Source organism: Pseudomonas sp. H2_A10, assembly GCF_054680085.1.
In genome coordinates this window covers 1,177,863-1,204,482 of the sequence record NZ_CP162821.1, presented here as the reverse complement: position 1 = coordinate 1,204,482, position 26,620 = coordinate 1,177,863, and the positions used below count along the sequence as shown (strand labels likewise).

Below are 26,620 nucleotides of genomic sequence, written 5' to 3'. Positions count from 1 at the left end.
GTCTCCTGAAGAAGTCGGATTACGGCGCTTTGGCCACGGCAGCGGATGGCGTCCAGATCACGTCCTTGATGCTCAAGGGCTTGGGGATCAATTTGAGTTGGTAAAAGCTGTCGGCGATTTTCTGCTGGGCGGCAACCACTTCCGGGGTCAGGAACAGCGCGCCATAGCCCTGGCGCTTCACCGAGGTCAGGGTGATGTCAGCCGGCAGGCCAAGCAGCGGCGCGACTTGTTCGGTGACTTCCTGTGGGTTGGCCTTGGACCATTCGCCCACCGCGCGCACTTCCTCGATCAGCGCCTTGATCACCTGCGGGTGTTGCTCGGCATACGGCTTGGTCGCCAGGTAAAACTGGTGGTTATCGGCGATACCGGTGCCGTCGCGCAGCGTGCGCGCTTGCAGTTGTTTCTCGGCGGCGGCCTGGTACGGGTCCCAGATCACCCAGGCGTCCACGCTGCCACGCTCGAACGCGGCGCGGGCATCGGCGGGCGGCAGGAATACGGTGTGTACGTCGGTGTATTTCAGACCGGCGTCTTCCAGGGCACGCACCAGCAGGTAGTGCACGTTGGAGCCCTTATTGAGCACGATTTTCTTGCCCTTGAGCTCGGCCACCGATTTGATCGTCGAGTCTTTGGGCACCAGGATCGCTTCGCTGGTCGGTGCCGGTGGCTCGTAGGCCACGTAAAGCAGGTCGGCGCCGGCGGCCTGGGCGAACACCGGCGGGGTTTCGCCGGTAACACCAAAGTCGATGGAGCCGACGTTCAAGCCCTCGAGCAACTGCGGGCCGCCGGGAAACTCCGTCCATTGCACCTGTACGCCTTGGGCAGCCAGGCGTTTTTCCAGGGTGCCCTTGGCTTTGAGCAGCACCAACGTGCCGTATTTCTGATAACCGATCCGCAAGGTCTCGGCAGCTTGGGCTTGAACAATGGCGCCGAAGGACACAGCCGCAGCAAACAGTGCGACCAGACCACGACGCAAGATGACAGTGCGCATGGCGCTCTCTCCAATTATGCGATGAGGGTTTTGGCTGCACCTGCTTGGCCGTTGGCGGCTGAGTAAGGTGAGTGTTTCTTAAATGGGTAAGGCTCAGATGCTCCAGCGAGCAGTCAACAAACGCTCATTGAGCACATGTGGGTCCAGCGGTTTCGGGCGGCGGGCCATGGCGCTGTAGAGGGTTTCCAGCGCTTCGTGCAAACGCTGCTCCAGCACCGGCACCAATTGCGCCTGCACGCTGCCTTCGCCATAGGCGATCTGGCTGTCTTCGGCAAAAATGCCGTGGAGCAACTCCTGGGCTTTGAGGGCCGACAACACCGGCTTCAAGGCGTAGTCCACCGCCAGCATGTGGGCGATGCTGCCGCCTGTAGCCATCGGCAACACGACCTTGTGGGCCAGGGCGCGTTCGGGCAGCAGGTCGAGCAGGGTTTTCAGCGCGCCGGAGAACGAGGCCTTGTACACCGGCGTGGCGATTACCAGGCCATCGGCGTTAGCCACCTGCTGCAACAGATCGATAACCCTGGGGCTGTCGAAGCGCGCATGCAGCAAGTCTTCGGCCGGGAAGTCCCGTACCTGGTAACTCACCACCTCAACGCCTTTGCCTTGCAACCATTGACGGGTTTTTTCCAGCAAGACCCCGGAGCGGGAACGCTGGCTGGGGCTGCCTCCGAGTGTGACGACCAACATGCGGGAATTCCTTGAGCAAGTGCCGGCGGTTCGCTGGGTGGGCGATGGCGCCAATATGTGACAGACCTTATCAGCAGATTTATATATCTATAAATCTTATTTTTTCATTTGTTTATTCCTTAAGTGCATATACGGTTCATAAACCGCCAGGCGAAAAAAAAGGCCGTAAAAACGGCCTGAAAACCCCTGCAATGTGAGTGTTGAAATGCGGTCAACCTGTGGGAGGGGTCTTGCTCCCTCCCACAGAGGTCCCGCGTCAGCGGTTAGGTTGTGGGGTAAGCCGCAGATACGGCTTCACTGCCCTGTAACCCTTTGGAAAGCGCTTCTTGATCTCTTCCTCGTCCTTGAGCGACGGCACGATCACCACTTCATCGCCGTCCTGCCAGTTGGCCGGGGTGGCGACCTTGTGGTTGTCGGTCAGTTGCAGCGAGTCGATGACTCGCAGGATTTCGTGGAAGTTACGGCCGGTACTCGCCGGGTAGGTGATGGTCAGGCGAATCTTTTTGTTCGGGTCGATCACGAACAGGGAACGCACGGTGAGGGTGTCACTGGCGTTGGGATGGATCAGGTCGTAAAGGTCCGAGACCTTGCGGTCGGCGTCGGCCAGGATCGGGAAGTTGACCACCGTGTTCTGGGTTTCGTTGATGTCTTCGATCCACTTGTGATGCGAGTCCACCGGGTCGACCGACAGTGCGATGGCCTTGACGCCACGCTGGGCGAACTCGTCCTTGAGCTTGGCGGTAAAGCCCAGCTCGGTGGTGCATACCGGTGTGAAGTCCGCCGGGTGGGAAAACAACACACCCCAGCTGTCGCCAAGCCATTCGTGAAAACGAATCTTGCCGGCGCTGGAATCCTGTTCGAAGTCGGGGGCGATATCGCCCAGTCTTAGGCTCATGGTGTGGCTCCTGATGAGTGCTTATGGAGCCCACTGTGCATGGATTGACGCTGATTTAAAAAGAATAAATATCGATTTATCTAGACGATAAAAGAATATTAAAAATGTGTTCATTGGACGCGAGAAAGGGCGGGGTGCAATATCGCCTCCAAGGTTCGAGAAGGCCTTGAGACGCTGTACAAAGAGGGGTTCAGGAAGGGCTTGCGGGGGTTGGCTCGACTTGATGCAACATTAAGAAAAACCTCGCGATAACGCGAGGTTTTCCTTAACCAGACTTACAGGAAGCTGTAGGTGTAGTTGAAGATCAGACGCGTCTGATCCTGGTCCTGGATACCGGTACCGCTGCCGCGGTAAGCACCATGACGCAGGGTGGTACCGAAACCTTTCAGCGCACCTTGCTGAATGGTGTAGTCGATACGCATATCGCGTTCCCACTCGGACTGATCACTGCCACCGTTGGCAGCTTTGATGTTATCGCCATGCAGGTAAGCGATCGAGGTTTTCAGGCCTGGAACACCCAGTGCGGCAAAGTCATAAGAGTACTGACCGAAGGTGGTATTTTCACCCGCGCGAACGAACGAGTTGATCATGCTGTCGGTGAACAGATAGAAGCTGGAGCCACCAGCACCTTCGTTACGACCTCGGCCGTCTACCACGCTGCCTTGGTTTACCCAGACAAAACCACCATCGTCGCTGACGCGCTGGTGACCAACCATGAATGCGCTGCCACCCAACGAGTAGGTGAACATGGCGCTCCAGGTTTTGTTATCAACCTCGCCGGTGTTCTTCGCATAGCCGCCGTTGTTGTTGAAGCGGTAGCCTGCATCACCGTTCTTGCCATCGGAGCTGCTGTCGAAATAGCGCAGGTCGGTCTTGAACGACTGGCCTTCGCTGATCGGGTACACATGCACGGCGCCCAGGAAGTGCTGCTTGTAGTAATCTTCCAGGTTCGCGTAGTAGTACTGCAGGGTCAGGTCTTTGGTGACCTTCCAGTCAGCGCCGCCAAAACGGAACTTGTTGCTTTCCTGAGTACCGCCGTTAACGGCCAGGCTCTGTGCTGTTGCTGGAAGCACGACCAGTGGCGTGTTCGAGCTGACCGGCATTGAAGGTCACATTGTCGATTTCTTTGGAAGTGACGGTGCCGCCTTCAAAGGTTTGCGGCAACAGACGACCGTCGCTGGCGATCAGAATCGGCAGGTTCGGTGCAAGCGCGCCACCCAGGTGGGCTTCAGTCTTGGAGAAGCGGGCCTTGACGTTGGCACTGGCGCTGCTCCAGCTGCTGACGGCAGAGCCATCGGTATCACTTGGAACGAAGGAGTTGCTGTTTGGGTGATGACCACGGCCGCCGTCCAGGTGCAAACCCACCAATGCCTGGGCATCGATACCAAAACCAACCACGCCCTGAGTGAAGCCGGACAGGTAGTTGAATTTCAGGCCTGTCGCCGTCTCGCGCTGGTCAGCACCGCCATCACGCTGATCATTGTCGAAATACAAGGTGCGAGAGCTGACGCTGGCCTTGCTGTCTTCGATGAAACCGGCAGCGCCTGCTTGCTGGGCGATTGCGCCCAAAGCTACAGCCAAAGCCAAGGTGGACTTCTTCATGTACCGCTCCTCTCATTTCTAATTTTTGTATTTCTTCGGTCTCGGGTCTGACGCCCTCGATCCACAGATGCGCGATTAGCGCCGGATAGTGACTGGCAAGTCAATCGTAACCTTGTGTGTGTACTACCTTCGTCTAATCACAGTTGATTTGGTCCTTGCAGGGTAATGAGTTTTTCATACACCCAAAAAGAATTATTTCATTTTTTTTCATACGATTCGGGAATAAGCCTTTGCGTGACATGGAGCAGTCAGGGTAGACCAACCGTTCCATAAGCTCATTCCTAAAGGGTATTTGTCAGCACTTTTTTAGATCGATTAGTGTGGACGCTCCATTACATACGTCACCCATGATCAAAAAGGCGACGCCATCATGGCGAAACGCACATCCTCCAGTCAATTTGTTACAGTTTTTGTGTCACTAATAATTTCTTTGCCGACCGCAATCTACCCACAGTCGCCATCCCGTTATCGGCGTGAGATCAAGAATGCTTAAATTTCAGTTGTAACGTGAAAGACCGAGCCGCCGAGCAGGTCGGTGCTTACGCGAGCCTGCTCGGTGGTCGGAGGGGAGGGCTTTACAAGGCTTTCTCGAAGATCTTCGAATTACGCTGATAGTTGTACAGCGAAGCACGCGCCGACGGCAGGCGGTCCACACTGCTTGGCACAAACCCCCGTTCGCGGAACCAGTGGGCGGTGCGCGTGGTGAGTACGAACAAAGTTTTCAACCCCTGCGCCCGCGCACGGGCCTGGATGCGCTCCAGCAACACATCCCCCCGCGCGCCATGGCGGTATTCCGGGTTCACCGCCAGGCATGCCAACTCACCCGCGTCTGAATCGGCGATCTGGTACAGCGCCGCACAGGCGATGATCATGCCTTCGCGCTCGACCACGCTGAACTGTTCGATCTCGCGCTCCAGCACTTCCCGTGAACGCCGCACCAGGATGCCCTGCTCTTCCAGCGGGCTGATCAGGTCGAGCAGGCCGCCGACATCTTCAATCGCCGCCTCGCGCACCTGTTCGAATTGCTCCTGGGCGACCAGCGTACCGCCGCCATCACGGGTGAACAGTTCGGTGAGCAGGGCGCCGTCCTCGGCGTAGCTGACGATATGGCTGCGCCCTACTCCACCCCGGCAAGCCTCGGCCGCCGCGTCGAGCAGTTCGGCCTGGTAGTTGCTGCTGCCCAGGCGTTGCAAGTGGGCCGGCACTTGTTGCGGGCGCAGTTCGCGCACCAGGCGGCCGTTTTCATCGATCAGGCCGAGGTCGGCGCCGAACAGCAACAGCTTGTCGGCCCCCAAGTCGATGGCCGCGCGGGTGGCGACGTCTTCGCAGGCCAGGTTGAAAATCTCACCGGTGGGCGAATAGCCCAGGGGCGATAACAACACGATGGAGCGCTCGTCCAGCAGGCGGTTGATGCCCTTGCGGTCGACGCGGCGTACTTCGCCCGTGTGGTGGTAGTCCACGCCTTCGAGTACGCCGATCGGGCGCGCGGTCACCAGGTTGCCGCTGGCCACCCGCAGGCGCGAGCCTTGCATCGGCGACGAGGCCATGTCCATCGACAAGCGCGCTTCGATAGCGATCCGCAGATGGCCGACCGCGTCGATCACACACTCCAGCGTCGCCGCATCGGTGATGCGCATGCCTTCGTGGTAGGTCGGGATCAGGCCGCGTGCTTCAAGACGCGCTTCGATCTGTGGGCGCGAACCATGGACCAGTACCAGGCGCACGCCCAGGCTGTGCAGCAGCACCAGGTCGTGGACGATATTGCCGAAGTTCGGATGGTCCACACCATCGCCGGGCAACATGACGACAAAGGTGCAGTCGCGGTGGGCATTGATATAGGGGGACGCGTGACGAAGCCAATTAACGTATTCGGGCATAACACCTGGGCCTGTAATAAAAAGCAGCCAAAAAAGGATGAACCGTGAAAGCGCACAGCGGGCTGATGGTTATCGTCGGAACAGGCTTGGCGACACGCTCACTCTCCTTTTATGTACGAACAGACCGGGGTTAATTTATGCGGGTTTCAAGCAGTAATGCTCGATCAGCTCCCGCAATAGACGCACTGTAGGCGTCAAGCGTGACATTTCGAGGTACTCGCCCGGCTGGTGAGCACAAGCGATATCGCCAGGGCCCAATACCAGGGTTTCACAACCAAGGCGCTGAAGATAAGGCGCTTCGGTCCCGAACGCTACTGCTTCGGCACGATGACCGGTCAAACGTTCCGCCACCCGTACCAGTTCGGCGTCTTCAGGTTGTTCGAACGGCGGCACTTCGGGGAACAGCGGCGCATAGTCGATCTTGACCTTATGGCGCTCGGCCAGGGGTTCGAGCTTCTGCCGGATGGCGGCGCGCAGCATCCGCGGGTCCATGCCCGGCAAGGGCCGCAGGTCGAATTCCAGGGAACACTGGCCGCAGATGCGATTGGGGTTATCGCCACCATGGATACAGCCGAAGTTCAGGGTCGGCTGCGGCACGCTGAATTGCGGGTTGCGATATTCACGTTGCCAGGCCAGGCGCAGGCCGCGCAGTTCGCCGATGGCATCATGCATGGCCTCAAGGGCGCTATGGCCCAGGCTCGGGTCAGAGGAATGGCCGCTTTGGCCAAGGATGTCGATGCGCTCCATCATCACACCTTTGTGCAGGCGGATCGGCTTGAGCCCGGTCGGTTCGCCGATCACCGCCGCGCGGCCCAGCGGGCGTCCAGCGTCGGCCAAGGCCCGAGCACCGGACATGGAGCTTTCTTCATCGCAGGTGGCGAGAATCAGCAACGGCTGCTTGAACGGCTGGTCCAGCAACGGCAACACCGCTTCAATCGCCAGGGCGAAAAAGCCCTTCATGTCACAACTGCCCAATCCTACCCAGCGACCATCGACTTCCGTCAGCTTGAGCGGGTCGGTTTTCCACAGGGCTGCGTCATAGGGCACCGTATCGCTGTGGCCCGCCAGCACCAGGCCGCCAGGACCACTGCCGAAACTTGCCAGTAGGTTGAATTTGCCGGGACTGACCTGCTGGATGTCGATGGCAAACCCCAGATCGCCCAGCCAACCGGCGAGCAAATCGATCACCGGGCGGTTGGTCTGGTCGAGAGACGCTTGGGTACAACTGACCGAAGGCGCGGCAATCAGCGCGGCGAATTGCTCTTTCATGGAGGGTAATGGCATGCGCGGTCTCCCAACTTCCCGGATGAGCCCCACTATAGAACCATCCGCTGGACACAATAAACCGTTGCGGCACGTTGCCGGGCTCAGTCCTGTACACTGCACGATCTTGGCAGCCACCTTTTTCCCCGGCTGCGCTCCCGATCCTGGATTTTCCGGCCATGCAGAAAGAAACCGAAATCAAACTCCGCGTCAGCCGCGAAACACTCGCCGCGCTGCGTGAGCACCCGTTACTGAAAAAACGCAACAAAAGTGGCTGGGAACGCCGTGAGTTGATGAACCAGTATTTCGACACCCCCGAGCGCGACCTGGCCCAGGCCAAAGTCGCCCTGCGTTTGCGCAAGGACGGTGACGAGATCATCCAGACCCTCAAGACCCGCGGCCAAAGTGTTGCCGGTTTGTCGGAACGCAACGAGTACAACTGGGACCTGCCCAAAGCCAAGCTCGACGTGAAGAAACTCGACGGCGAATGCTGGCCCGAGCAACTGGCCGAGCTGGATAAAAAGTCCCTCAAGCCGATCTTCACCACCGACTTCGTGCGCGAACGCGCCGAAATCGCCTGGGGCCGTGGCAAGACCAAAGTGGTCATCGAAGCCGCCCTGGACCTGGGCCACGTGGTGGTCGGCAAGCAGAAGGAAGAGATCTGCGAGTTGGAGCTGGAACTGCGTGAAGGCGAACCCGCCGCCCTGCTGGAACTGGCCGCCGAATTGGCCGCGACCCTGGCGTTGATGCCGTGCGATATCAGCAAGGCCGAGCGCGGCTACCGCCTGTACGACGCAGGCAGCTACTCCCTGAGCCTGCCGGCGCCGCAGATCCAGGCCGAAATGCCATTGGACGACGCCTTCGCCGCGATCATGTGGCACCTGTTGGGCAGCAGTCAGCGCCTGGCCGAGCAATACCGTTTCAATGGCCACTGGCGCCTGCTGCAAGACTGGGTCGACAACCTCGGTGAATTACGCGCCCTGATCGGCAGCCTCGGCCAGGCCGCCCCGCGCCAATCCACCAGCGAACTGCGCAGCGCACTGGATGCCTTGCTGGAAGACTGGCGCCCGCTGGTACAGGCCGGTGATGACGACGAAGACATCCGCAAAGCCGCGCCTGAGCAGTTCGCCGAAGAGCTGCAGGACGTGCGCTGGGGCCTGTTCTCACTGAACACCTCGCGCTGGCTGCTCGCCCGCAGTTGGACTGCCGAGCGCAACGTGCGCGGCAACCGCCAGGGCGCCGCGCAAATCACCAATTGGCTGCCGCGCCTGCTGGCCGACGACGCCGTCGCCCTGCAACTGCCGCGCTACCAGCAACAACCGGAAGACCTGGCTGAACAACTGCCGCGTATCGAGCGCATCCAGGCCTGGCTGCATCATGCGCGTCAGGTGGTAGACATCCCGGAACTGGACCGTTTGTATGGCGAGCTGAACAAGTTGGTGCAACTGGCCAACCAGCCGATCACCGATGAGTCGCTGGATGCGCGCATGCATCAGGCGATTGCGGTGTATCAGAACCGTGCCTGGAAGACCCTTCTGCGCCTGTGATATCCCATCGGGGCAAGCCCCTCCTACATAAATGTGGGGGCTTGCCCCGATGAGGCCCTGCCTGTCAGCGCAATATTGGCAGGCTGGTGGTGGATTTGATCTCGGACAACGCCACAATCGAGTTGACCTCTTGGATCCCCGGCACCATCGATAACTTATCGAAGAAAAACCGCTCGTACGCCTCGATGTCCGACGCCACGATGCGCAGCAGAAAATCCACCGCCCCCATCAGCACATAGCACTCCAACACTTCCGGAAAGCCGCGAATTGCCTCGGTGAACTCGGTGAAGTTGGATCGACCGTGGGCGTTGAGTTTGACCTCGGCGAAAATCTGCGTGTTGAGGCCAATTTTCTTGCGGTCCAGCAAGGTGACCTGGCGGCGAATCACGCCCTCCTCCTTGAGCCGCTGGATACGTCGCCAGCACGGTGACTGGGACAGGCCGACCTGTTCGGCGATCTGCGCACTGGAGAGCGAAGCGTCCTCTTGCAGCAAGGCCAGGATGCGACGGTCGTAGGCGTCCAACTCGCTGTGCATAAAAATACCTTTGATGGTGACTATCTTGAATTGATTAACTCAATTAAACCCAATTAAGGCTCACTTTAGATAAGAAATCTCCCGCAGCGAATGTAAAAATTTCTCCAGTCGAATCTGGAGAGCCCGCATGCACGCCGTCGAAACCACCCAGCCTGTCACCCGCGTTGATGCGTGGGCCACCCACACCGCCCACTGCCAGGCGCACTACCAGATCGTCGCCGAGGCCGAGCCTGACGTGCTGTGTCGGATACTCAACTTTTTTGCCTTGCAGTTTTTGACGCCCAGCCAGGTCACCGTGACCCGTGCAGACGGCCTGCTGAATGTCGATATCGTGATGGACGGCCTGAGCTGGCATAGGGCTCAGGTGATCGGTGAAAAGATTCGAAACCTGATCAGCGTGTGCACGCTACACCTGTGGCCGGCTGATGCCGTGGGGGCTCAAGCGCTGTTGGCGGCCGCGCAGTAAAAGTCTGTAATACATGGCCGGAGGAGGATTGTCGGGGGCTGGCTAGCCTGGGTTTACATCCGAGGCTACCCAGGAAGACCTTCATGGCTGTTGATCAGCGATTGGAACTGCATGCGTTACTGCCGGCCCTGGTCGAGGCAGGGCTGATTACACCCGACATCGCTAGGCGCGTATCGGCGCTGCCGGCCGACAGCACCCTGCATCCACTGGAGTGCATCGCCGCCCATGGCCCGTGCCTGGAAACCCTCACGCAGTGGCTGGCCCGGCATGCAGGGCAACCTTATCTGCGCATTGACCCGCTGAACATCGACGTGGCCGCGGTAGTCCCGCTGATGTCCCACGGGTTTGCCCAGCGTCACGGGATCCTTGCCATAGCGGTGGACACACACACCCTCACCGTGGCCAGCGCCCAGCCCCACGTGACCGGCTGGGAAGCCGGGCTGGCGCAGGTGCTCAAGCGCTCGATCAAACGCGTAGTGGCCAACCCCCAGGCGATCCAGCGCTGTATCGGCGAGTTTTATCGCTTGGCGAAGTCCGTCAGCGGCGCGGATCAAAAAGTGCCGGTGCCCGGCAACTTCGACCTGCTCAACCTCGGCGCCAGCGACCAGGAGCCGGACGCCAACGACGCGCATATCGTCAACATCGTCGACTGGCTGTTGCAGTACGCCTTCGCCCAGCGCGCCAGCGATATCCATATCGAACCGTGCCGCGAGCAGGGCCGGGTGCGCTTTCGCATTGACGGGTTGCTGCACGACGTCTATCAATTCCCGCCGCAGGTGACGATGGCGGTAGTCAGCCGCCTGAAAAGCCTGGGCCGCATGAACGTGGCGGAAAAACGCAAACCCCAGGATGGCCGGGTCAAGACCAAAAGCCCGGCGGGAGCGGAAGTGGAGTTGCGCCTGTCGACCCTGCCCACCGCCTTTGGCGAAAAACTGGTAATGCGGATCTTCGACCCGCAGGTACTGCTCAAAGACTTCGACCAGTTGGGCCTGTCCAGTGAAGACCAGCAGCGCTGGCACGCCATGACCCGCCAGGCCAACGGCATCATCCTGGTCACCGGCCCTACCGGCTCGGGCAAGACCAGCACCCTCTACACCACGCTCAAGCAACTGGCGACCCGCGAGATCAACCTGTGCACGGTGGAAGACCCCATCGAAATGGTCGAACCGGCGTTCAACCAAATGCAGGTGCAGCACAACATAGACCTGACCTTTGCCAGTGGCATCCGCGCCCTGCTGCGCCAGGATCCGGACATCATCATGATCGGCGAGATACGCGACCAGGAAACCGCGGAGATGGCGATCCAGGCCGCCCTGACCGGGCATCTGGTGCTGTCGACGCTGCACACCAACGATGCACCCAGCGCCATCAGCCGCTTGCAGGAACTGGGCATTGCTCATTATTTGATCAAGGCCACCTTGCTGGGGGTCATGGCGCAGCGACTGGTGCGTGTGTTGTGCCCTCACTGTAAACAGGCGGCGGGCGAGGTGTACGAGGCCGTGGGGTGCACCGAGTGCCGAAACAGCGGGTATCGGGGCCGAGCCGGGGTCTACGAAATCATGGTGCTGGACGACACACTCAAGCCGCTGATCACAGCGGGTACCGACGTGCAGGCCTTGCGTCAGGCTGCCATCGCCCACGGCATGTGTGACCTGCGCATGGCCGGCATGGGCAAAGTAAACGCGGGGCTGACCACCCTGGCGGAGGTCTTGCGGGTGACGCCGGGGGGGTCGGTAACAAATCCTTTGATTGCAGCGCTTTGAAACCGTTCTTCTCAGTGACAACACCGTTACAATCGGCCGAACGTCGTTTCACTGACACCATCAGATAGGGAATCGCTATGCAGATCGGAACCGTACTGCTTCTTTTCGTGGGCTTGGCCATCGCCATCCTGTTCATGGGCTTCAAGGTAGTGCCCCAGGGCTATCAATGGACGGTCGAGCGTTTTGGCCGCTATACCAACACGCTGAAACCTGGCCTGAACATCATCATCCCGGTCATGGACCGTATCGGTCGCAAGATCAACGTGATGGAAAGCGTGCTGGACATCCCGCCCCAGGAAGTGATCACCGCCGACAACGCTACCGTGCAGATCGACGCCGTGTGCTTCTTTCAGGTGGTCAATACGGCCCAGGCCGCCTACGAGGTCAACAACCTCGAACACGCCATCCGCAACCTGTTGCAGACCAATATCCGCACGGTACTCGGCTCCATGGAGCTGGATGCCATGCTCAGCCAGCGTGACGGTATCAACGAAAAACTGCTGAGAACCGTGGATGAAGCCACCGCGCCGTGGGGTATCAAGATCACCCGTATCGAGATCAAGGACATCAGCCCGCCTGCCGACCTGATGGCTGCCATGTCCGGCCAGATGAAAGCGGAGCGCATCAAGCGGGCGCAAATCCTCGAGGCCGAGGGCCTGCGAGCATCTGCGATCCTTACCGCCGAAGGCAAGAAACAGGCGCAGATCCTTGAGGCTGAGGGTAGCCGCCAGGCGGCGTTTCTTGAATCCGAAGCCCGCGAGCGTCAGGCCGAGGCGGAAGCACGCGCAACCCAGGTGGTATCTGAAGCCATCGCATCGGGCAACGTGCAGGCGGTCAACTACTTCGTTGCGCAAAAATACATCGACGCCCTGGGCAAGCTGGCTTCGGCCAATAACAGCAAGGTCATCCTGATGCCGCTGGAAGCCAGCCAAGTGATCGGTGCGGTCGGCGGTATCGGCGAGATCGTCAAGGCAACGTTCGATAACAAGAAAGGCTGAGGCCAGCACCATGTGGGATTTCCTGCAGCACCTGTCATTTTGGGATTGGTTGGCACTGGGCACGGTGCTGTTGATTCTTGAGGTATTCGGCGCCGGTGGTTACCTGTTGTGGATGGGTATCGCGGCGGCGGCCGTGGGGGTGATCAAGTTCCTGGTGCCGCCCCTCGGCCTGGAATGGCAACTGCTGTTGTTCGCCGTATTGTCGATATTGACGGCCGTGTATTGGTGGAAACGCCAACGCAGCAGCGCCAAGGCCAGTGACCAGCCTGGGCTGAATGAACGCGGCTCGGAACTGGTGGGTCGCACCTTCATGGTGCACCAGGCAATTGTGGACGGGCGCGGCAAGGTGAAAGTCGGTGATGGCGTGTGGATGGTGACCGGCCCCGACACCCCGGTAGGTACTCAAGTGCGCGTAGTTGGCCAGGACGGAGTGATCTTAAAGGTTGAAACTGTTTAGTCAGTGATGGAACTCGACCGGGCTATCTACAATCAAAACCCACAGATAACCCCACCGGAGTCACCCATCATGCGTCTCAAATATGCTGTCGCAACCCTCGCTGTGCTTTCCCTTCCTGTCGGTTCAGCCATGGCCGACAGTTTCTGGCGGAATGTCATCTCGTCGGGCGCCACCACTGGCTCGACGTACTTGACCTTCAAGGACCACAAGCTGGTGGTTGCCGCACAAGACGACGCAGGCAGCTTTGTTGCCAGCGACGGCGGCATCCGCGGCCCGTACCTGGAAGCCGCCATGCAAAAAGTGCGCGCCGACAACCCTGGCCTGCAAGCCACGGATATGGAGTTGGCCAACGCCATCCTCGCGAAGAACGCTGTCACCGAGTGATAGCCATACGCTGAAAAAAATGCCGCTGTGAAGCGGCATTTTTTTGCCCGCGAAGTGACGATTCATTCACAGGCGACAGGCTATATTCAGTCATGCCGTGCAACCATGCCTGCACTGATAAGCCCCTCACTCATCGCCAATCTGAACGGACGCCTTCGTCGTTATGAGCCAACAGCCCTTTCTGCCATTCTCCAAACCTACCATCGATGAAGCCACCATCTCGGCGGTTGGCGATGTATTGCGCTCCGGCTGGATTACCAGCGGGCCAAAAGTGCAGGCGTTCGAGGCGCAGTTGTCGGAGTATTTTGGCGGTCGACCGGTGCGTACGTTCAACTCGGGCACCTGCACCATGGAGATTGCCCTGCGTATCGCCGGTATCGGGCCTGGGGATGAAGTCATTACCACGCCGATCTCTTGGGTGGCCACGGCCAATGTGATTCTGGAGGTGGGCGCCACACCGGTGTTTGCCGATATCGACCCGGTGACCCGCAATATTGACCTGGCCCAGGTCGAAGCCGCGATCACCCCGCGCACCAAGGCGATTATCCCGGTGTACCTGGCCGGCCTGCCCCTGGATATGCCGATGCTTTACGCACTGGCCAACAAGTACAACCTGCGTATCGTCGAAGACGCAGCCCAAGCCCTGGGCTCCAGCTGGGATGGCGAGCGCATCGGCGCCACCGGGGATTTCGTGTCATTCAGCTTCCAGGCCAACAAGAACATCACCTCCTCCGAGGGCGGGTGCCTGGTATTGAATAACGCCGAGGAGGCGCGCCTGGCAGAAAAGTACCGTCTGCAAGGCGTGACCCGCAGCGGCTTCGATGGCCTGGATGTGGATGTACTGGGTGGCAAGTTCAATATGACCGATATCGCCGCCGCCATTGGGTTGGGGCAATTCGCGCATATCGAGAAGATCACCGCGCACCGACAGAACCTGGCGCGGCATTACTTCAAGTGTTTCGGCAGCGACTTTGAAGAGAAATACGGCGCGCAACTGCCGCCGGCGGATTTCGAAAACAGCAACTGGCATCTGTTCCAGCTGGTGCTGCCGGAGCGTCAGGATGGCCTGCCCGCTCGCGCTACGTTTATGGAGCAGATGCAGGCCCACGGTGTCGGCATTGGCTATCACTACCCGCCGATCCACCTGCTGAGCCTGTATCGGGCACAGGGGTTCAAGGAAGGGATGTTCCCGGTGGCGGAGAAAGTGGGGCGTTTGATTGTGTCGTTGCCGATGTTTACCGCAATGACGGAGGCAGATGTGGAACGGTCGGTGGCGGCGGTAAAAGCAGTCCTGAGCGCAAACTGAACAATCACGGCTGACCTCGGCTGAATGTAGGAGGGGGCTTGCTCCCGATGGCGGTGGATCAGTTACTGATCAGTGAACTGACACTCCGTCATCGGGAGCAAGCCCCCTTCCACACGGGTCTTGCGTTTATTCGCCGATGGCCGCTTTGTAGCCGGCAGCATCCAGCAGTTTTTCCAGGTCAGCCGGGTTGCTTGGCTTGAGTTTGAAGATCCAGGTGCCGTAAGGGTCGGTGTTCAACAGTTCAGGCTCACCACTCAACGCGTCGTTAACCGCAATCACTTCGCCAGCAATTGGCGAGTAGATATCCGAAGCGGCCTTCACCGACTCAACCACGCCTGCCTGGCCTTGAGCCTCGAACGTGGCGCCGACTTCGGTCAACTCAACAAATACCACATCCCCCAACGCTTCCTGGGCATGGTCGGAAATCCCGACGGTCACGGTGCCGTCAGCTTCCAGACGGGCCCATTCATGACTCTCGGCGAAACGCAGGTCGGCCGGGATATTGCTCATAGTCTGTGTCCTCAAGAAAAATGTCAGCGGCCTTCGGCCTGCCGGAAATAGTTAGATCAAGGTTTTGCCATGGCGCACAAAGGTCGGTTTGACTACCCGAACCGGGTACCACTTGCCGCGGATTTCCACTTCGGCCCGATCGGCAGTCGCCGTCGGTACACGCGCCAGGGCAATGGATTTGCTCAGCGTAGGAGAGAAACTACCACTGGTGATCTCCCCTTCGCCAACATTGGCGATACGAACCACCTGGTGAGCGCGTAAAACCCCGCGTTCTTCCAGCACCAGCCCGACCAATTTGAACTGCACCCCCACCGCCAGCTCTGCTTCCAACGCAGCGCGGCCGATGAAATTACGCCCAGCCGGCTCCCAGGCGATGCTCCAGGCCATGTTGGCCGCCAGGGGCGAAACATCCTGGTGGATGTCCTGGCCGTACAGGTTCATGCCAGCCTCCAGGCGCAGCGTGTCCCGTGCGCCCAGGCCGATAGGTGAAATACCGGCGCCCACCAGATCGTTGAAAAAACCGGGGGCCTGATCGGCAGGCAGGACAATCTCCAAGCCGTCTTCGCCGGTATACCCCGTGCGAGCGATAAACCAGTCGCCATCGGCCTGGCCTTCAAAGGGCTTGAGCTGGTGAATCAGGCTGCTGCGCGACTGGGTGACCAGCTCGGCAATCTTCTGCCGGGCATGGGGGCCTTGAATGGCCAGCATGGCCAGTTCGGGCCGCTCATGCATCTGCACGTCGTAGCTGCCCAGTTGGGCCTGCATCCAGGCCATGTCCTGGTCGCGGGTGGCGGCGTTGACCACCAGTCGGTAAGCGGCCTCGGTGCGATATACGATCATGTCGTCCACCACGCCGCCCCTCTCGTTGAGCATGGCGCTGTATAACGCACGGCCGCTGCCATGCAAACGGTCAACGTCATTGGCCAGCAGGTGCTGGAGCCATTCCTTGGCCTGGGGGCCTGTGACATCGATCACGGTCATATGAGATACGTCGAACACCCCGCAGTCGCGTCGAACCTGGTGGTGTTCTTCAACTTGCGAGCCGTAGTGCAGAGGCATATCCCAACCGCCAAAATCGACCATTTTCGCGCCAAGGGCGAGATGCAGGTCATACAGAGGCGTACGCTGTCCCATGGGTTTCTCCTTCCGGGCGTGGCGAGGGTGCGCAGCGTCGCTGTACCGGCTGAACCCCTTGAATTACAAGGGCTACAGCCACAAACAACAACGCGATCCGAAAGACGGAGCGCACCGAATGCCGCGCATTGTAGCCGCAAGCCGTAGGACTGACACCTAACTGATGGAGCGGGCGGAGCGTCGAATGAGCCCGATGACCGGTAACAGGCCGACCAACACCAATGTCAGCGCCGGCAAAGAAGCCCGCGCCCACTCGCCTTCGCTGGTCATTTCAAAGATGCGCACCGCCAGGGTGTCCCAGCCAAACGGGCGCATCAGCAGGGTGGCGGGCATTTCCTTGAGCACATCGACAAACACCAGCAGCGCGGCGCTCAAGGTGCCGGGGAGCAAGAGCGGCAGATACACTTTGCAAAACAGTCGCGGGCCACTCACGCCCAGACTGCGTGCCGCCTCGGGCAACGATGGACGGATACGTGCCAGGCTGTTTTCCAGCGGCCCGTAGGCCACCGCCAGGAAACGCACCAGATACGCCAGCACCAGCGCCGACAGGCTGCCCAGCAGCAACGGCTTGCCCGCGCCGCCCAGCCAACCCGACAGCGGCACCACCACTTCGCGGTCCAAATAGCTGAACGCCAGCATGATCGACACCGCCAGCACCGAGCCCGGCAAGGCGTAGCCGACGTTGGCCAGGCCGGTACCGGAACGGATCGCCCGGGTCGGCGCCAGTCGATTGGCAAACGCCAGCATCAGCGCCACGCTCACCGTGATCAGCGCCGCGATGCCGCCCAGGTAAAGGGTATGGATGATCAGGCCCGAATAACGCTCATCCAGATCGAAGCGGCCGCGCTGCCAGAACCAGGCGATCAGTTGCAGCACGGGAATCACAAAGGCACACGCGAACACCAGGCCACACCACATGCTGGCCGCTGCCGCCTTGAACCCCGTCAGGTGGTACAACGCCTTGCCCCGTGGCCGCTCATTGCCGGGCCGACTGGCCCCACGGGCACGGCGTTCGCCGTACAGCACCAGCATCACCACCAGTAGCAACAGGCTAGCCAGTTGCGCCGCGCTGGACAGGCTGAAAAAGCCGTACCAGGTCTTGTAGATGGCGGTGGTGAAGGTGTCGAAGTTGAACACCGAGACTGCGCCGAAATCTGCCAGGGTTTCCATCAACGCCAGGGCGACCCCGGCGCCAATCGCCGGCCGCGCGATGGGCAGGGCCACACGCCAGAACGCTTGCCACGGCGATTGCCCCAGCACGCGCGCGGCTTCCATCAAGCCTTTGCCCTGGGCCAGGAATGCACTACGCGCCAGCAGGTAAACGTAAGGGTAAAAAACCAACACCAGCACAATGATCACGCCACTGGTGGACCGCACGCGTGGCAGGCGCAAGCCCGTGCCGAACCACTCGCGTAGCAGGGTTTGCACCGGGCCGGAAAAGTCCAGCAGGCCTACGAATACGAAGGCCAGCACATACGCCGGGATGGCGAACGGCAGCATCAACGCCCAGTCAAGCCACCGCCGCCCGGGGAATTCGCAAAGGCTGGTCAGCCAGGCCAGGCTGACACCCAGCAGCGTTACCCCTATGCCGACGCCCACCACCAACGTCAGGGTATTGCCCAACAGGCGTGGCATCTGGGTTTCCCAGAGGTGGGACCAGATCTGTAGGTCGATGCTTTGCCAGGACAGCAACAGCACGCTCAGCGGCAGCAGCACCAGGGCGGCGACGGTGAACACCGGCAGGTACCAGCGGCGTTGGGCGGGGTGGGCCAAGGGTCAGCTCTCAGTAAATAAACTCGAAAAACACCACACTCCAATGTGGGAGGGGGCTTGCTCCCGATGGCGGAGTGTCAGTCTACTCATCAGTGACTGATCCACCACCATCGGGAGCAAGCCCCCTCCCACATTCAGAACTGCGGCGTCCTGCAGATTGTATTCAGTTCCAGCCCGCCCGATCCATCAACCGAATCGCCTCGGCCTGGCGCTTACCCGCCACTTCCACCGGCAAGGTGTCCGCGACGAACTTGCCCCACGTGGCCACTTCGGCCGAAGGCGGCACTGCCGGGTTGGCCGGGAACTCCTGGTTCACGTCGGCAAAAATCTGTTGTGCTTCAGGCGTGGTCATCCATTCCACCAGCGCCTTGGCCGCTTGCGGGTGTGGCGCGTGCTTGGTCAGGCCGATGCCCGACAGGTTCACATGCACGCCACGGTCGCCCTGGTTCGGCCAGAACAGCTTCACCGCCAGGTCCGGCTTCTGCTTGTGCAAACGACCGTAGTAGTAGGTATTGACGATGCCCACGTCGCATTGCCCGGCGTTGATGGCTTCCAGCACGGCGATGTCATCGGAGAACACGTCAGTGGACAGGTTATTCACCCAGCCCTTGACGATTGCTTCGGTCTTGGCCGCGCCGTGGGTTTCGATCAGGGTGGCGGTCAGCGATTGGTTGTAGACCTTCTTGGCAGTGCGCAGGCACAGGCGACCTTCCCATTGCTTGTCGGCCAGGGCTTCGTAGGTCGTCAGGTCTTCCGGCTTTACCCGGGCGGTGGAATAGGCGATGGTCCGCGCGCGCAGGCTCAAACCCGTCCAGGCGTGAGCGGATGAGCGGTATTGCAAGGGGATGTTTTTGTCGATCACCGGGGAGGTGAACGGTTGCAGGATGCCCATCTGCTCGGCTTGCCAGAGGTTGCCGGCATCCACGGTCAGCAGCAGGTCGGCGGTAGCGTTTTCGCCCTCGGCCTTGATGCGTTGCATCAACGGGGCTTCCTTGTCGGTGATGAACTTCACCTGCACACCGGTCTTCTGGGTGTAGGCGTCAAACACCGGCTTGATCAACTCGTCGATGCGCGAGGAGTAGACCACCACCTCGTCGGCTGCCTGCACGGCGCTGGTGCTGCCGATGAGGGTGAGTGCCAGGACAGTCAGGAGGCGCTTGGGTGCCAACATGGGTGCGGTCTCTCATTTGCAAAAAGAGAGCAAATGATAAGGACTCACATTTGGTAACGCTCAACGGAGGCGTTACCAGATGTTGCACAAACCCCTCAGGGCTTGGCGAGTTCCGGCAGATCGCCGGTCAAGCCCAAGGCTTGGCGCACAAACACCGCCTTGGCTTCGGGCATCTGGTCGACCATCTTCAAGCCGGCATTGCGCAGCCAGCGCAACGGCAGTTGATCGGCCTGGAACAACCGCTCGAAACCTTCCATCGCCGCCATCAGCGCCAGGTTGTGGGGCATACGCCTGCGTTCGTAACGGCTCAGCACTTTCACATCCGCCAGACGCTCAGCGCGTTCGGTCGCCGACAACAACACTTCGGCCAGCACCGCCGCATCAAGGAAACCCAGGTTCACGCCCTGCCCAGCCAACGGGTGGATCACATGAGCCGCATCGCCGATCAATGCCAGCCCCTCGGCCACGTAGCGTTTGGCGTGACGTTGACGCAACGGCACGCAAACCCGTGGGTCGGCATTGACGACCGTACCCAGGCGCCCTTCAAAAGCGCGCTCCAGTTCACGACAGAAGCTTGGGTCATCCAACGCCATCAGGCGTTCGGATTCAGCCGGCGTGGTCGACCAGACGATCGAACACCAATCCTCTTGCCCGTCCCGTTCCAGCGGCAAAAACGCCAGCGGGCCGGTATCGGTAAAGCGTTGCCAGGCGGTGCGCTGGTGCGGCTGGCTGCTGCGCACGCTGGTGACGATGGCGTTATGCAGGTAGTCCCATTCACGGGTCGCCGTACCGGTGAGGCGGCGCACAGCGGAGTTGGCGCCGTCGGCGGCGACCACCAGCGGCGCGCGCAAGGTACGGCCATCGGCCAGGGTCAGCAGCCAGTCATCGCCGGAGCGACGCATTTGCTCCAGCCGCGCATTGGCCAGCAAACCCAGGTCGCAGTCGTGCAGGCGGTCAAGCAAGGCGTCCTGTACCACGCGGTTTTCGACGATATGCCCGAGTACTTCGGCGTGTACGCTGGCCGCCGAGAAGTGGATCTGCCCGGTGCCGCTGCCGTCCCACACTTGCATCTCGCCATAAGGGCTGGCGCGACGCGAGACGATGCCTTCCCATACGCCAAGGCGTTCGAGGATGCGCTGGCTGGCCGCCGACAAGGCGCTCACACGGGGTTCGAAGGCCGCATCCCGGTCGAACGGTTTGACACTCAGCGGGCTGCCGTCGAGCAGCAGCACCTGCAGGCCGCTGCCCTGCAACGCCAGCGCCAGGGCGCTTCCGACCATTCCGGCCCCGACAATCAGCACATCTGCGCGCATGTCCATGCTTTAAGCCTGTCTCGCTGGCGGCTTGCGCCGCACGTAAAGGGTTTTGTCGACACGCGCCACCAGCGTGCCGGCGCCGTCATGAATCTGGACCTTGAGGTGCGGCAAATACCTCTCGCCGCCTTCGGTCTGCCGACGCACTTCATCCAACAACGCATCGTCGATAAAAAATTCGGCGTACACCGGGCCTTTGCCCGGAGAAATAAAGTCGATGCTCGCGGCCTTGTCCCACACGATGTAGTCGCGGCCCAGGTTCTCCATCAGCATCAGCATGTAGAACGGGTCGACCATCGAGTACAGGCTGCCGCCGAACTGCGTGCCGACGTAATTACGGTTGTACCAGCCCAGGCCCATGCGCACTTTGACGTGACGAAAATCAGCGCTCATGTGCTGCACGCTGACCCCGGCCCCCAGGTACGGCGGGTACAGGGTCATGACCCAGCGCAACAGCCGCGCCTTGCCCAGCCGTTCGATCAGCCACTTAAGCATCGGGACGCGTACCCAGGCCCATGGCCTGACGGGCGAACCAGCGCTTGGCCGGCGGCAACAGGTCCAGGCCCAGCAGGCCCATATTGCGACCCAATGCCACCAACGGTTGCGCGCTGCCGAACAGGCGCGTGACTTGGTCGGAGAAACCCACGGTCAACTTCTGGTCCAGGCGTTGGCGCTCGCGATAAGCCTGCAATGTGGCCAGGTCGCCCGGCACCGCCGGCCCGGCCAGCAGGGCTTCGGCCAAAGCGTTCGCATCGCGCAGGGACAGGTTGAACCCCTGCCCGGCAATCGGGTGCAGGCTGTGGGCGGCATTGCCGAGGATCGCCAGGTGCGAGCGTACTTGCTCTTCGGCTTCTACCAAGGTCAGCGGATACAGATGTCGCGCGCCGACTTGTTTCAACGTGCCCAGGCGGTAACCGAACACGCCCTGCAATTCATTCAGGAAACTGCGCTCGTCGAGGGCCGCCAGGCGCTGGGCGTCCATGCCGATGCGGGTCCAGACCAGCGCGCAGCGGTTGTCCGGCAGCGGCAGCAAGGCCATCGGGCCTTCATCGGTAAAGCGCTCGAAGGCTTCGCCGTTGTGGGACTCGCTTGGGGTGATGTTGGCGATCAGCGCGCTTTGGTTGTACGGCCGGGTTTTCACGCCGATACCCAATTGCTCGCGCAAGCCGGAGCGGCCGCCATCGGCGAGTACCGCAAGGTCGCATTCGAGTACGGTTTCATCGTTGAGGGTCAGGCGATAGCCATCGGGCAGCGGCTCCATGCGCGCGACTTCCGCCGGGCAGCGCCAACTCACCACGTCTTTGTCCAGGCCTTGCCACAGGCACTGGCCGAGCCAGGCGTTTTCTACCACATAGCCCAGCGCCGGCACGCCCTCCTCCATGGCGGACAAGCGCGCGGTGGAGAAGCGGCCTTTGTCCGATACGTGAATTTGCTTGATCGGCTCGGCGCGCGGGGACATAGCCTGCCACACACCCAGGCGCTGATAAATCTGGCGGGCGCCAAACGACAACGCCGACGAGCGTGCGTCGTAGCTGGGTTGGTAGCTGTCACCCGGTGCGAACGGTTCGATCAGCACAATCTTCCAGCCCCGGGCCTTGGCCCCGGCCTGCAACGCCAGCGCCAGGCTGGCGCCCACCAGGCCGCCGCCGATGATCGCCAGGTTGACCCGGCTCATCGTGCAGCCGCCATCAGGGCTTCGATCTCGGCGACGGTCTTGGGCACGCCGCCGGTCAGGATTTCACAGCCTTGCTTGGTCACTACCACGTCATCCTCGATGCGCACGCCAATGCCCCGCCATTTCTTTGCCACGTTCTGGTTGTCCGCAGAAATATAGATGCCCGGCTCCACGGTGAGTGCCATACCGGCTTCCAACACGCGCCATTCGCCGCCCACTTTGTATTCGCCCACATCGTGTACATCCATGCCCAGCCAGTGGCCGGCGCGGTGCATGTAGAAGGGTTTGTAGGCTTCGTCGGCGATCAGTTGGTCGACGTCCCCCTGCAGCAACCCCAGCTTCACCAACCCGGCGGTGATGACCTGCACCGTCGCCTCATGGGCCTGGTTCCAGTGTTTGTTCGGTGCGATCTGCATGAAGGCGGCCTCTTGCGAGGCCAGCACAATCTCGTAGATCGCTTTCTGTTCAGGTGAAAACTTGCCATTGACCGGCCAGGTGCGGGTGATGTCGCTGGCGTAGCAGTCGATCTCGCAACCGGCGTCGATCAGCACCAGGTCGCCGTCCTTGAGCGGTGCGTCATTCTGTTGGTAGTGCAGGATGCAGCTGTTGCGCCCGGCGGCGACGATGGAGCCATAGGCGGGCATTTTCGCGCCGCCCTTGCGGAATTCGTAATCCAGCTCGGCTTCCAGGCTGAACTCATGCAAACCGGCGCGGCTGGCCTGCATCGCCTTGACGTGGGCCGCACAGGAAATCCGCGCGGCCTCGCGCATCACTTTCACTTCCGCCGCCGATTTATACAGGCGCATGTCGTGCAGCAGATGATCCAGGGCAACGAATTCGTTCGGCGGTTGCGCCCCCAGGTGGGCCTTGGAGCGGATCACGTTGATCCACTCCATGAGGTGGCGATCGAATTCGGCGTTGCTGCCCATGGCCGAGTACACCCGGTCGCGGCCTTCGATCAGGCCGGGCAGGATGTCGTCGATATCGGTGATGGGGAAGGCATCGTCAGCGCCAAAATCGCGGATAGCGCCTTCGGTACCGGCGCGCAGGCCATCCCACAGTTCGCGTTCGGCGTTGCGTTCACGGCAGAAAAGCACGTACTCGCCATGCTGGCGCCCGGGCATCAGCACGATCACCGCTTCCGGTTCGGGGAAGCCGCTCAGGTACTGGAAGTCGCTGTCCTGGCGGTACACATGCTCGACATCGCGGTTGCGGATCGCCACGGCGGCGGCCGGCAGGATCGCGATGCTGTTGGGTTCCATCTGCGCCATGAGCGCCTTGCGGCGCCGGGTGTATTCCGCTTTGGGGATATGGATCATGGGCAGATGGGCTTCCTTTCTCAGTGCAGCGAAGGCTTGGGTGCGGCAGGCTCAGCGGACTTCTTGGTCTCGGTGAACAGCAGCAAGGGTGCGACGCGCAGGTATTCCATGACTTCCATGTAGTCGCCTTCACCGTCTTCGGACTCTTCCAGGGCATCTTGCACTTGGGAGATAGCGGCCAGGTCCTGCAGCACTTCCTTGGCGTCGGTGCTCAGCTCCAGGCCGCCGGCGTTCACGCCGAAACCATGGAGGAAGCCCTGGCACCATTGGCCCAGTGCGGCGGCGCGTTCGGTGAGCGGCGCGTCGTCGGTCGGCAGCAGCAAGACCACGGTGACGTCATCACCGGTCAGCTCGCCCTTGACCATCTCTTGCAGGCCGATCAGCGCGTTACGCACGTTGTCGGTCGGTTCGGTTTCCAGCAGCTCGGCCACATCGGCCAGCCAGTTGTCGGCATCGAAGCCGACACCGGTGCAACTGCGGCCCAACAACACGCCGTGCAGTTCGGCAGGCGAGCATGGATGGCCGCTGGTGCTCAGCAGTTTGGAAAAAGCATCGTACGGGGAGTTCTGAATGGGCATGGTGAGCTAGGCGCCAGACGGCGCAATGTCTAGAATGGAGCGCTGTATCCTAGCACCGGCAGACGTACCAAGACTATCGAGGGCGTCAGATCGTTTATCCTGCAGTTGCCATTCATCAGACAAAATCCAGTGGAACCCAATGGAAGACACCGACCTGCAAGCGCTGATGGCCAGACTCGAATTGCTAATTACTCGGGTCGAGCAACTTAAGAGTCAAAACGGACTCCTATTAGCTCAGGAAAAGACCTGGCGCGAGGAACGCGCTCACCTCATTGAAAAAAACGAAATCGCCCGGCGTAAGGTCGAATCGATGATTTCGCGCCTGAAGGCCCTGGAGCAAGACTCATGAGTTCAAGCAATAGCGTCACCGTGCAGATTCTCGACAAAGAATATTCGATCATCTGCCCCCAGGAAGAGCGTAACAACCTGGTGAGCGCCGCCCGCTACCTGGATGGCAAGATGCGTGAGATCCGCAGCAGCGGCAAAGTGATCGGCGCCGACCGTATTGCCGTGATGGCCGCGCTGAACATTACCCACGACCTGCTGCATAAGCAGGAACGCCCGGATGTACAGGCCAACGGTTCGACCCGCGAGCAAGTGCGTGACCTGCTTGAACGCGTGGATCTGGTGCTGTCCAGCGATTCGGACGCACCCAAGGGCTGATTGCTGCCGGTGTTTAAGGTATACTCGCCCCACTCCCTGGCGTGTTTGCCAGTCGGCGATGTCCCTGAGCCGATTCGCACTACCCTGGAAGTTGCACGTTGGGCTGGTGTGCATGTCCGCTAGACGGAAAGCCTTAAAGCCTACTGCATCTTCCACCTTGAACTTTCGGGTTCAAGGGCTAAGTCGACAGCGGCTCTGTCGGGGAGCCTGAATTCCCAAACTCAATGCCAGTCTCCGGACTGGCATTGTTTTATGAGCCCAAACCCCATGACCGAACCTGCGCCGCTTTCACGTCCGCACCTTCGACGCATGTTGCGCAAGGCCCGCCGCGCCCTCACGCCGAGCGAGCAGCGCAAGGCCGCCCATGACCTGTATCGGCAACTGGCACAGCACCCGCTGTTTCGCCGGGCCAAGCATATTTCCCTGTATCTGCCGACGGACGGTGAAATCGATCCGCGCCTGTTGCTGGGTGCCGCCCAGCGCCGAGGCAAGGCTACCTATCTGCCGGTACTGAGCGCCTGGCCGCGAACCAAGATGGTGTTCCAGCGCGTGCGGCCTGGGGAAAAGCTGCTGCCCAATCGCTTTCGCATTCTGGAACCACGGGGCAATGCCAAATGCCAACGCCAGGTATGGGCGCTCGACTTGGTATTGCTGCCATTGGTGGGGTTCGATGAAAGCGGTGGGCGCCTGGGCATGGGCGGCGGTTTCTATGACCGCAGCCTGGCCTACCTGGCGCGCCGTCAACGCTGGCGCAAGCCGACGCTATTGGGCCTGGCCCATGAATGTCAGAAGGTCAATCGATTGGCACAGGCCAGTTGGGATGTGCCGCTGGCGGGCACCGTCACCGATAAGCGGTGGTATGTGGCACAAACGCCGCTGGAAGCAGCGGCGTCTTGAGTAAGGGTTAACGCTTGAACGGTTGCGACTGCTGTTGAGTCAGCTCCACCGGTGCATCGGTCTTGTTCGACCACAAGCTTTGCGCATACCCGGTGGTCACGACGCCCAGACCAAACAAAATCACCAAAATCCATAGTAAATCCGGTTTACGTTGCATCGATTGCCCCCCTTCAGGCACCTCGTACACGATGACAACAACGTTCCAAAGTAGTCCGTTGCAGCTGCGTCAAGCTTAAAATCCCGGCATTCTGCGATAACGTGAACCAACACGCAAACCTTGACGCCAACCGACTGTCGGTTTGTCATCAAATTGCCAGACAACTTGCCCACTGCCTTTTTCAGGAGCCCAAAAATGGCCTACTGGCTGATGAAATCCGAGCCCGAGGAACTCTCTATCAACGGCTTGGAAACCCTCGGCGAAGCCCGCTGGGATGGGGTGCGCAATTACCAGGCGCGCAACTTTCTACGGGCCATGGCCGTGGGTGACGAGTTCTTCTTCTACCATTCCAGCTGCCCTGAGCCGGGTATTGCCGGCATCGGCAAAATCGTCAAGGCAGCCTACCCGGACCCAACCGCGCTGGAGCCGGACAGCCATTATTTCGACGCCAAGGCCACCGCGCAGAAAAACCCCTGGAGCGCGATCACCGTCGCGCATGTCCAGACGTTTCCCCGAGTGCTGGGCCTGGGTTACCTGAAACAGCAAACCGCCCTCGCCGAGTTGCCCCTGGTGCAAAAAGGCAGCCGGCTGTCGGTGATGGCCGTGACGCCCGAGCAATGGGCCGCCGTGATCAACCTGCTTTAGCTGACCGGCATCAAGCC

27 protein-coding genes, 1 other RNA gene and 1 pseudogene are annotated in these 26,620 nt (G+C 60.6%); 12 read left to right on the top strand and 17 right to left on the bottom strand.

Going from position 1 to position 26,620, the window contains the following annotated elements; genetic code table 11:
* Window positions 1-19: 19 nt before the first annotated feature.
* The 6 genes and pseudogenes from AB4O23_RS05480 to argE form a co-directional block, all read right to left on the bottom strand.
* Complete coding sequence (locus tag AB4O23_RS05480; RefSeq protein ID WP_068933698.1) at window positions 20-988, bottom strand: sulfonate ABC transporter substrate-binding protein; 969 nt, start codon at window positions 986-988, stop codon at window positions 20-22.
* 93 nt (window positions 989-1,081) lie between these two features.
* Window positions 1,082-1,675, bottom strand: coding sequence for an NADPH-dependent FMN reductase (gene ssuE / locus AB4O23_RS05475; RefSeq protein ID WP_065879293.1), 594 nt, complete (start codon window positions 1,673-1,675; stop codon window positions 1,082-1,084).
* Window positions 1,676-1,931: 256 nt separating this feature from the next.
* Window positions 1,932-2,570, bottom strand: a complete 639-nt coding sequence (locus AB4O23_RS05470) for a peroxiredoxin (protein WP_015886425.1) — start codon at window positions 2,568-2,570, stop codon at window positions 1,932-1,934.
* 275 nt (window positions 2,571-2,845) lie between these two features.
* Window positions 2,846-4,172, bottom strand: a pseudogene (locus AB4O23_RS05465) (OprD family outer membrane porin).
* 575 nt (window positions 4,173-4,747) lie between these two features.
* Complete coding sequence (gene argA / locus AB4O23_RS05460; RefSeq protein ID WP_065879292.1) at window positions 4,748-6,049, bottom strand: amino-acid N-acetyltransferase; 1,302 nt, start codon at window positions 6,047-6,049, stop codon at window positions 4,748-4,750.
* 135 nt (window positions 6,050-6,184) lie between these two features.
* Entirely contained in the window at window positions 6,185-7,333 is a 1,149-nt protein-coding gene (gene argE / locus AB4O23_RS05455) for an acetylornithine deacetylase (protein WP_267863758.1), read from the bottom strand.
* Between the two features lie 158 nt (window positions 7,334-7,491).
* Here argE and AB4O23_RS05450 point away from each other — a divergent pair, with 158 nt between their 5' ends.
* A complete protein-coding gene (locus AB4O23_RS05450) occupies window positions 7,492-8,859 on the top strand; it encodes a CYTH domain-containing protein (RefSeq protein WP_017530890.1) in 1,368 nt (455 codons plus the stop codon).
* A gap of 64 nt (window positions 8,860-8,923) precedes the next feature.
* Here the strand turns inward: AB4O23_RS05450 and AB4O23_RS05445 are convergent, their stop codons facing one another.
* Entirely contained in the window at window positions 8,924-9,394 is a 471-nt protein-coding gene (locus AB4O23_RS05445) for an Lrp/AsnC family transcriptional regulator (protein ID WP_116078127.1), read from the bottom strand.
* 127 nt (window positions 9,395-9,521) lie between these two features.
* Between AB4O23_RS05445 and AB4O23_RS05440 the strand changes: the two genes are divergently transcribed.
* From AB4O23_RS05440 to AB4O23_RS05415, 6 genes are all read left to right on the top strand, one after another.
* A complete protein-coding gene (locus tag AB4O23_RS05440) occupies window positions 9,522-9,860 on the top strand; it encodes a hypothetical protein (RefSeq protein ID WP_065879290.1) in 339 nt (112 codons plus the stop codon).
* A gap of 83 nt (window positions 9,861-9,943) precedes the next feature.
* Window positions 9,944-11,623, top strand: coding sequence for a GspE/PulE family protein (locus tag AB4O23_RS05435; RefSeq protein ID WP_267863759.1), 1,680 nt, complete (start codon window positions 9,944-9,946; stop codon window positions 11,621-11,623).
* A 77-nt stretch (window positions 11,624-11,700) separates the two neighbouring features.
* Window positions 11,701-12,621 (top strand): SPFH domain-containing protein, encoded by a 921-nt coding sequence (locus AB4O23_RS05430; protein WP_003176797.1) that lies wholly within the window; start codon window positions 11,701-11,703, stop codon window positions 12,619-12,621.
* Between the two features lie 10 nt (window positions 12,622-12,631).
* Window positions 12,632-13,078 carry an NfeD family protein gene (locus AB4O23_RS05425; RefSeq protein ID WP_017530886.1) on the top strand — a complete coding sequence of 149 codons (447 nt, stop codon included), beginning with the start codon at window positions 12,632-12,634 and terminating at the stop codon, window positions 13,076-13,078.
* Window positions 13,079-13,147: 69 nt separating this feature from the next.
* The gene (locus AB4O23_RS05420; protein ID WP_003176799.1) at window positions 13,148-13,462 is read left to right on the top strand and encodes a DUF2388 domain-containing protein; all 315 of its coding nucleotides are present in this window, start codon (window positions 13,148-13,150) and stop codon (window positions 13,460-13,462) included.
* A 163-nt stretch (window positions 13,463-13,625) separates the two neighbouring features.
* Window positions 13,626-14,768 carry a DegT/DnrJ/EryC1/StrS family aminotransferase gene (locus tag AB4O23_RS05415; RefSeq protein ID WP_068933704.1) on the top strand — a complete coding sequence of 381 codons (1,143 nt, stop codon included), beginning with the start codon at window positions 13,626-13,628 and terminating at the stop codon, window positions 14,766-14,768.
* Window positions 14,769-14,894: 126 nt separating this feature from the next.
* Here the strand turns inward: AB4O23_RS05415 and gcvH are convergent, their stop codons facing one another.
* The 9 genes from gcvH to AB4O23_RS05370 form a co-directional block, all read right to left on the bottom strand.
* Window positions 14,895-15,278, bottom strand: coding sequence for a glycine cleavage system protein GcvH (gcvH, locus tag AB4O23_RS05410; RefSeq protein ID WP_460062536.1), 384 nt, complete (start codon window positions 15,276-15,278; stop codon window positions 14,895-14,897).
* A 51-nt stretch (window positions 15,279-15,329) separates the two neighbouring features.
* Complete coding sequence (gene gcvT / locus AB4O23_RS05405; protein WP_135196210.1) at window positions 15,330-16,412, bottom strand: glycine cleavage system aminomethyltransferase GcvT; 1,083 nt, start codon at window positions 16,410-16,412, stop codon at window positions 15,330-15,332.
* Between the two features lie 156 nt (window positions 16,413-16,568).
* Entirely contained in the window at window positions 16,569-18,185 is a 1,617-nt protein-coding gene (locus AB4O23_RS05400) for an ABC transporter permease (protein WP_065879286.1), read from the bottom strand.
* 163 nt (window positions 18,186-18,348) lie between these two features.
* Window positions 18,349-19,356 carry an extracellular solute-binding protein gene (locus AB4O23_RS05395; RefSeq protein ID WP_116078121.1) on the bottom strand — a complete coding sequence of 336 codons (1,008 nt, stop codon included), beginning with the start codon at window positions 19,354-19,356 and terminating at the stop codon, window positions 18,349-18,351.
* 95 nt (window positions 19,357-19,451) lie between these two features.
* A complete protein-coding gene (locus AB4O23_RS05390) occupies window positions 19,452-20,669 on the bottom strand; it encodes a 2-octaprenyl-3-methyl-6-methoxy-1,4-benzoquinol hydroxylase (RefSeq protein ID WP_175404223.1) in 1,218 nt (405 codons plus the stop codon).
* 9 nt (window positions 20,670-20,678) lie between these two features.
* Window positions 20,679-21,164: a DUF4442 domain-containing protein gene (locus AB4O23_RS05385; RefSeq protein WP_017530879.1), complete on the bottom strand. Its 486-nt coding sequence runs from the start codon at window positions 21,162-21,164 to the stop codon at window positions 20,679-20,681.
* Window positions 21,157-22,344: a 2-octaprenyl-6-methoxyphenyl hydroxylase gene (gene ubiH, locus AB4O23_RS05380; RefSeq protein ID WP_460062531.1), complete on the bottom strand. Its 1,188-nt coding sequence runs from the start codon at window positions 22,342-22,344 to the stop codon at window positions 21,157-21,159. The genes AB4O23_RS05385 and ubiH overlap by 8 nt, the downstream gene beginning before the upstream one ends.
* Window positions 22,341-23,663, bottom strand: coding sequence for a Xaa-Pro aminopeptidase (gene pepP, locus AB4O23_RS05375; RefSeq protein WP_017530877.1), 1,323 nt, complete (start codon window positions 23,661-23,663; stop codon window positions 22,341-22,343). Before pepP ends, ubiH begins: the two co-directional genes overlap by 4 nt.
* A gap of 20 nt (window positions 23,664-23,683) precedes the next feature.
* Complete coding sequence (locus tag AB4O23_RS05370; RefSeq protein ID WP_015886444.1) at window positions 23,684-24,241, bottom strand: YecA/YgfB family protein; 558 nt, start codon at window positions 24,239-24,241, stop codon at window positions 23,684-23,686.
* A gap of 139 nt (window positions 24,242-24,380) precedes the next feature.
* Here AB4O23_RS05370 and AB4O23_RS05365 point away from each other — a divergent pair, with 139 nt between their 5' ends.
* The 4 genes from AB4O23_RS05365 to AB4O23_RS05350 all read left to right on the top strand — a co-directional run bounded on the left by AB4O23_RS05365 (window position 24,381) and on the right by AB4O23_RS05350 (window position 25,801).
* Window positions 24,381-24,590, top strand: coding sequence for a TIGR02449 family protein (locus AB4O23_RS05365; protein ID WP_007982902.1), 210 nt, complete (start codon window positions 24,381-24,383; stop codon window positions 24,588-24,590).
* The gene (locus AB4O23_RS05360; protein ID WP_017530875.1) at window positions 24,587-24,904 is read left to right on the top strand and encodes a cell division protein ZapA; all 318 of its coding nucleotides are present in this window, start codon (window positions 24,587-24,589) and stop codon (window positions 24,902-24,904) included. The genes AB4O23_RS05365 and AB4O23_RS05360 overlap by 4 nt, the downstream gene beginning before the upstream one ends.
* Window positions 24,905-24,934: 30 nt before the next feature.
* Window positions 24,935-25,113, top strand: a non-coding RNA gene (gene ssrS, locus AB4O23_RS05355) — 6S RNA.
* A gap of 58 nt (window positions 25,114-25,171) precedes the next feature.
* A complete protein-coding gene (locus AB4O23_RS05350; RefSeq protein ID WP_460150409.1) occupies window positions 25,172-25,801 on the top strand; it encodes a 5-formyltetrahydrofolate cyclo-ligase in 630 nt (209 codons plus the stop codon).
* A 7-nt stretch (window positions 25,802-25,808) separates the two neighbouring features.
* On the opposite strand, the gene AB4O23_RS05345 is transcribed toward AB4O23_RS05350, so the two are convergent.
* Window positions 25,809-25,958, bottom strand: coding sequence for a hypothetical protein (locus AB4O23_RS05345; protein ID WP_017253679.1), 150 nt, complete (start codon window positions 25,956-25,958; stop codon window positions 25,809-25,811).
* 195 nt (window positions 25,959-26,153) lie between these two features.
* Here AB4O23_RS05345 and AB4O23_RS05340 point away from each other — a divergent pair, with 195 nt between their 5' ends.
* Window positions 26,154-26,603, top strand: coding sequence for an EVE domain-containing protein (locus tag AB4O23_RS05340; RefSeq protein WP_017530873.1), 450 nt, complete (start codon window positions 26,154-26,156; stop codon window positions 26,601-26,603).
* The last annotated feature ends 17 nt before the right edge of the window (window positions 26,604-26,620 follow it).

Bases quoted from the DNA above. Each gene is read 5' to 3' on its own strand.
- AB4O23_RS05350 (WP_460150409.1), top strand. From the start codon at position 25,172: ATGACCGAACCTGCGCCGCTTTCACGTCCGCACCTTCGACGCATGTTG.
- argA (WP_065879292.1), bottom strand. From the start codon at position 6,049: ATGCCCGAATACGTTAATTGGCTTCGTCACGCGTCCCCCTATATCAAT.
- AB4O23_RS05480 (WP_068933698.1), bottom strand. From the start codon at position 988: ATGCGCACTGTCATCTTGCGTCGTGGTCTGGTCGCACTGTTTGCTGCG.
- AB4O23_RS05440 (WP_065879290.1), top strand. From the start codon at position 9,522: ATGCACGCCGTCGAAACCACCCAGCCTGTCACCCGCGTTGATGCGTGG.
- pepP (WP_017530877.1), bottom strand. From the start codon at position 23,663: ATGATCCATATCCCCAAAGCGGAATACACCCGGCGCCGCAAGGCGCTC.
- AB4O23_RS05365 (WP_007982902.1), top strand. From the start codon at position 24,381: ATGGAAGACACCGACCTGCAAGCGCTGATGGCCAGACTCGAATTGCTA.
- AB4O23_RS05425 (WP_017530886.1), top strand. From the start codon at position 12,632: ATGTGGGATTTCCTGCAGCACCTGTCATTTTGGGATTGGTTGGCACTG.
- AB4O23_RS05345 (WP_017253679.1), bottom strand. From the start codon at position 25,958: ATGCAACGTAAACCGGATTTACTATGGATTTTGGTGATTTTGTTTGGT.
- AB4O23_RS05360 (WP_017530875.1), top strand. From the start codon at position 24,587: ATGAGTTCAAGCAATAGCGTCACCGTGCAGATTCTCGACAAAGAATAT.
- AB4O23_RS05450 (WP_017530890.1), top strand. From the start codon at position 7,492: ATGCAGAAAGAAACCGAAATCAAACTCCGCGTCAGCCGCGAAACACTC.
- AB4O23_RS05445 (WP_116078127.1), bottom strand. From the start codon at position 9,394: ATGCACAGCGAGTTGGACGCCTACGACCGTCGCATCCTGGCCTTGCTG.
- AB4O23_RS05390 (WP_175404223.1), bottom strand. From the start codon at position 20,669: ATGCGCGCAGATGTGCTGATTGTCGGGGCCGGAATGGTCGGAAGCGCC.
- AB4O23_RS05430 (WP_003176797.1), top strand. From the start codon at position 11,701: ATGCAGATCGGAACCGTACTGCTTCTTTTCGTGGGCTTGGCCATCGCC.
- AB4O23_RS05370 (WP_015886444.1), bottom strand. From the start codon at position 24,241: ATGCCCATTCAGAACTCCCCGTACGATGCTTTTTCCAAACTGCTGAGC.
- argE (WP_267863758.1), bottom strand. From the start codon at position 7,333: ATGCCATTACCCTCCATGAAAGAGCAATTCGCCGCGCTGATTGCCGCG.
- gcvH (WP_460062536.1), bottom strand. From the start codon at position 15,278: ATGAGCAATATCCCGGCCGACCTGCGTTTCGCCGAGAGTCATGAATGG.
- AB4O23_RS05435 (WP_267863759.1), top strand. From the start codon at position 9,944: ATGGCTGTTGATCAGCGATTGGAACTGCATGCGTTACTGCCGGCCCTG.
- AB4O23_RS05415 (WP_068933704.1), top strand. From the start codon at position 13,626: ATGAGCCAACAGCCCTTTCTGCCATTCTCCAAACCTACCATCGATGAA.
- ubiH (WP_460062531.1), bottom strand. From the start codon at position 22,344: ATGAGCCGGGTCAACCTGGCGATCATCGGCGGCGGCCTGGTGGGCGCC.
- AB4O23_RS05420 (WP_003176799.1), top strand. From the start codon at position 13,148: ATGCGTCTCAAATATGCTGTCGCAACCCTCGCTGTGCTTTCCCTTCCT.
- AB4O23_RS05470 (WP_015886425.1), bottom strand. From the start codon at position 2,570: ATGAGCCTAAGACTGGGCGATATCGCCCCCGACTTCGAACAGGATTCC.
- AB4O23_RS05395 (WP_116078121.1), bottom strand. From the start codon at position 19,356: ATGTTGGCACCCAAGCGCCTCCTGACTGTCCTGGCACTCACCCTCATC.
- gcvT (WP_135196210.1), bottom strand. From the start codon at position 16,412: ATGGGACAGCGTACGCCTCTGTATGACCTGCATCTCGCCCTTGGCGCG.
- AB4O23_RS05340 (WP_017530873.1), top strand. From the start codon at position 26,154: ATGGCCTACTGGCTGATGAAATCCGAGCCCGAGGAACTCTCTATCAAC.
- ssuE (WP_065879293.1), bottom strand. From the start codon at position 1,675: ATGTTGGTCGTCACACTCGGAGGCAGCCCCAGCCAGCGTTCCCGCTCC.
- AB4O23_RS05385 (WP_017530879.1), bottom strand. From the start codon at position 21,164: ATGCTTAAGTGGCTGATCGAACGGCTGGGCAAGGCGCGGCTGTTGCGC.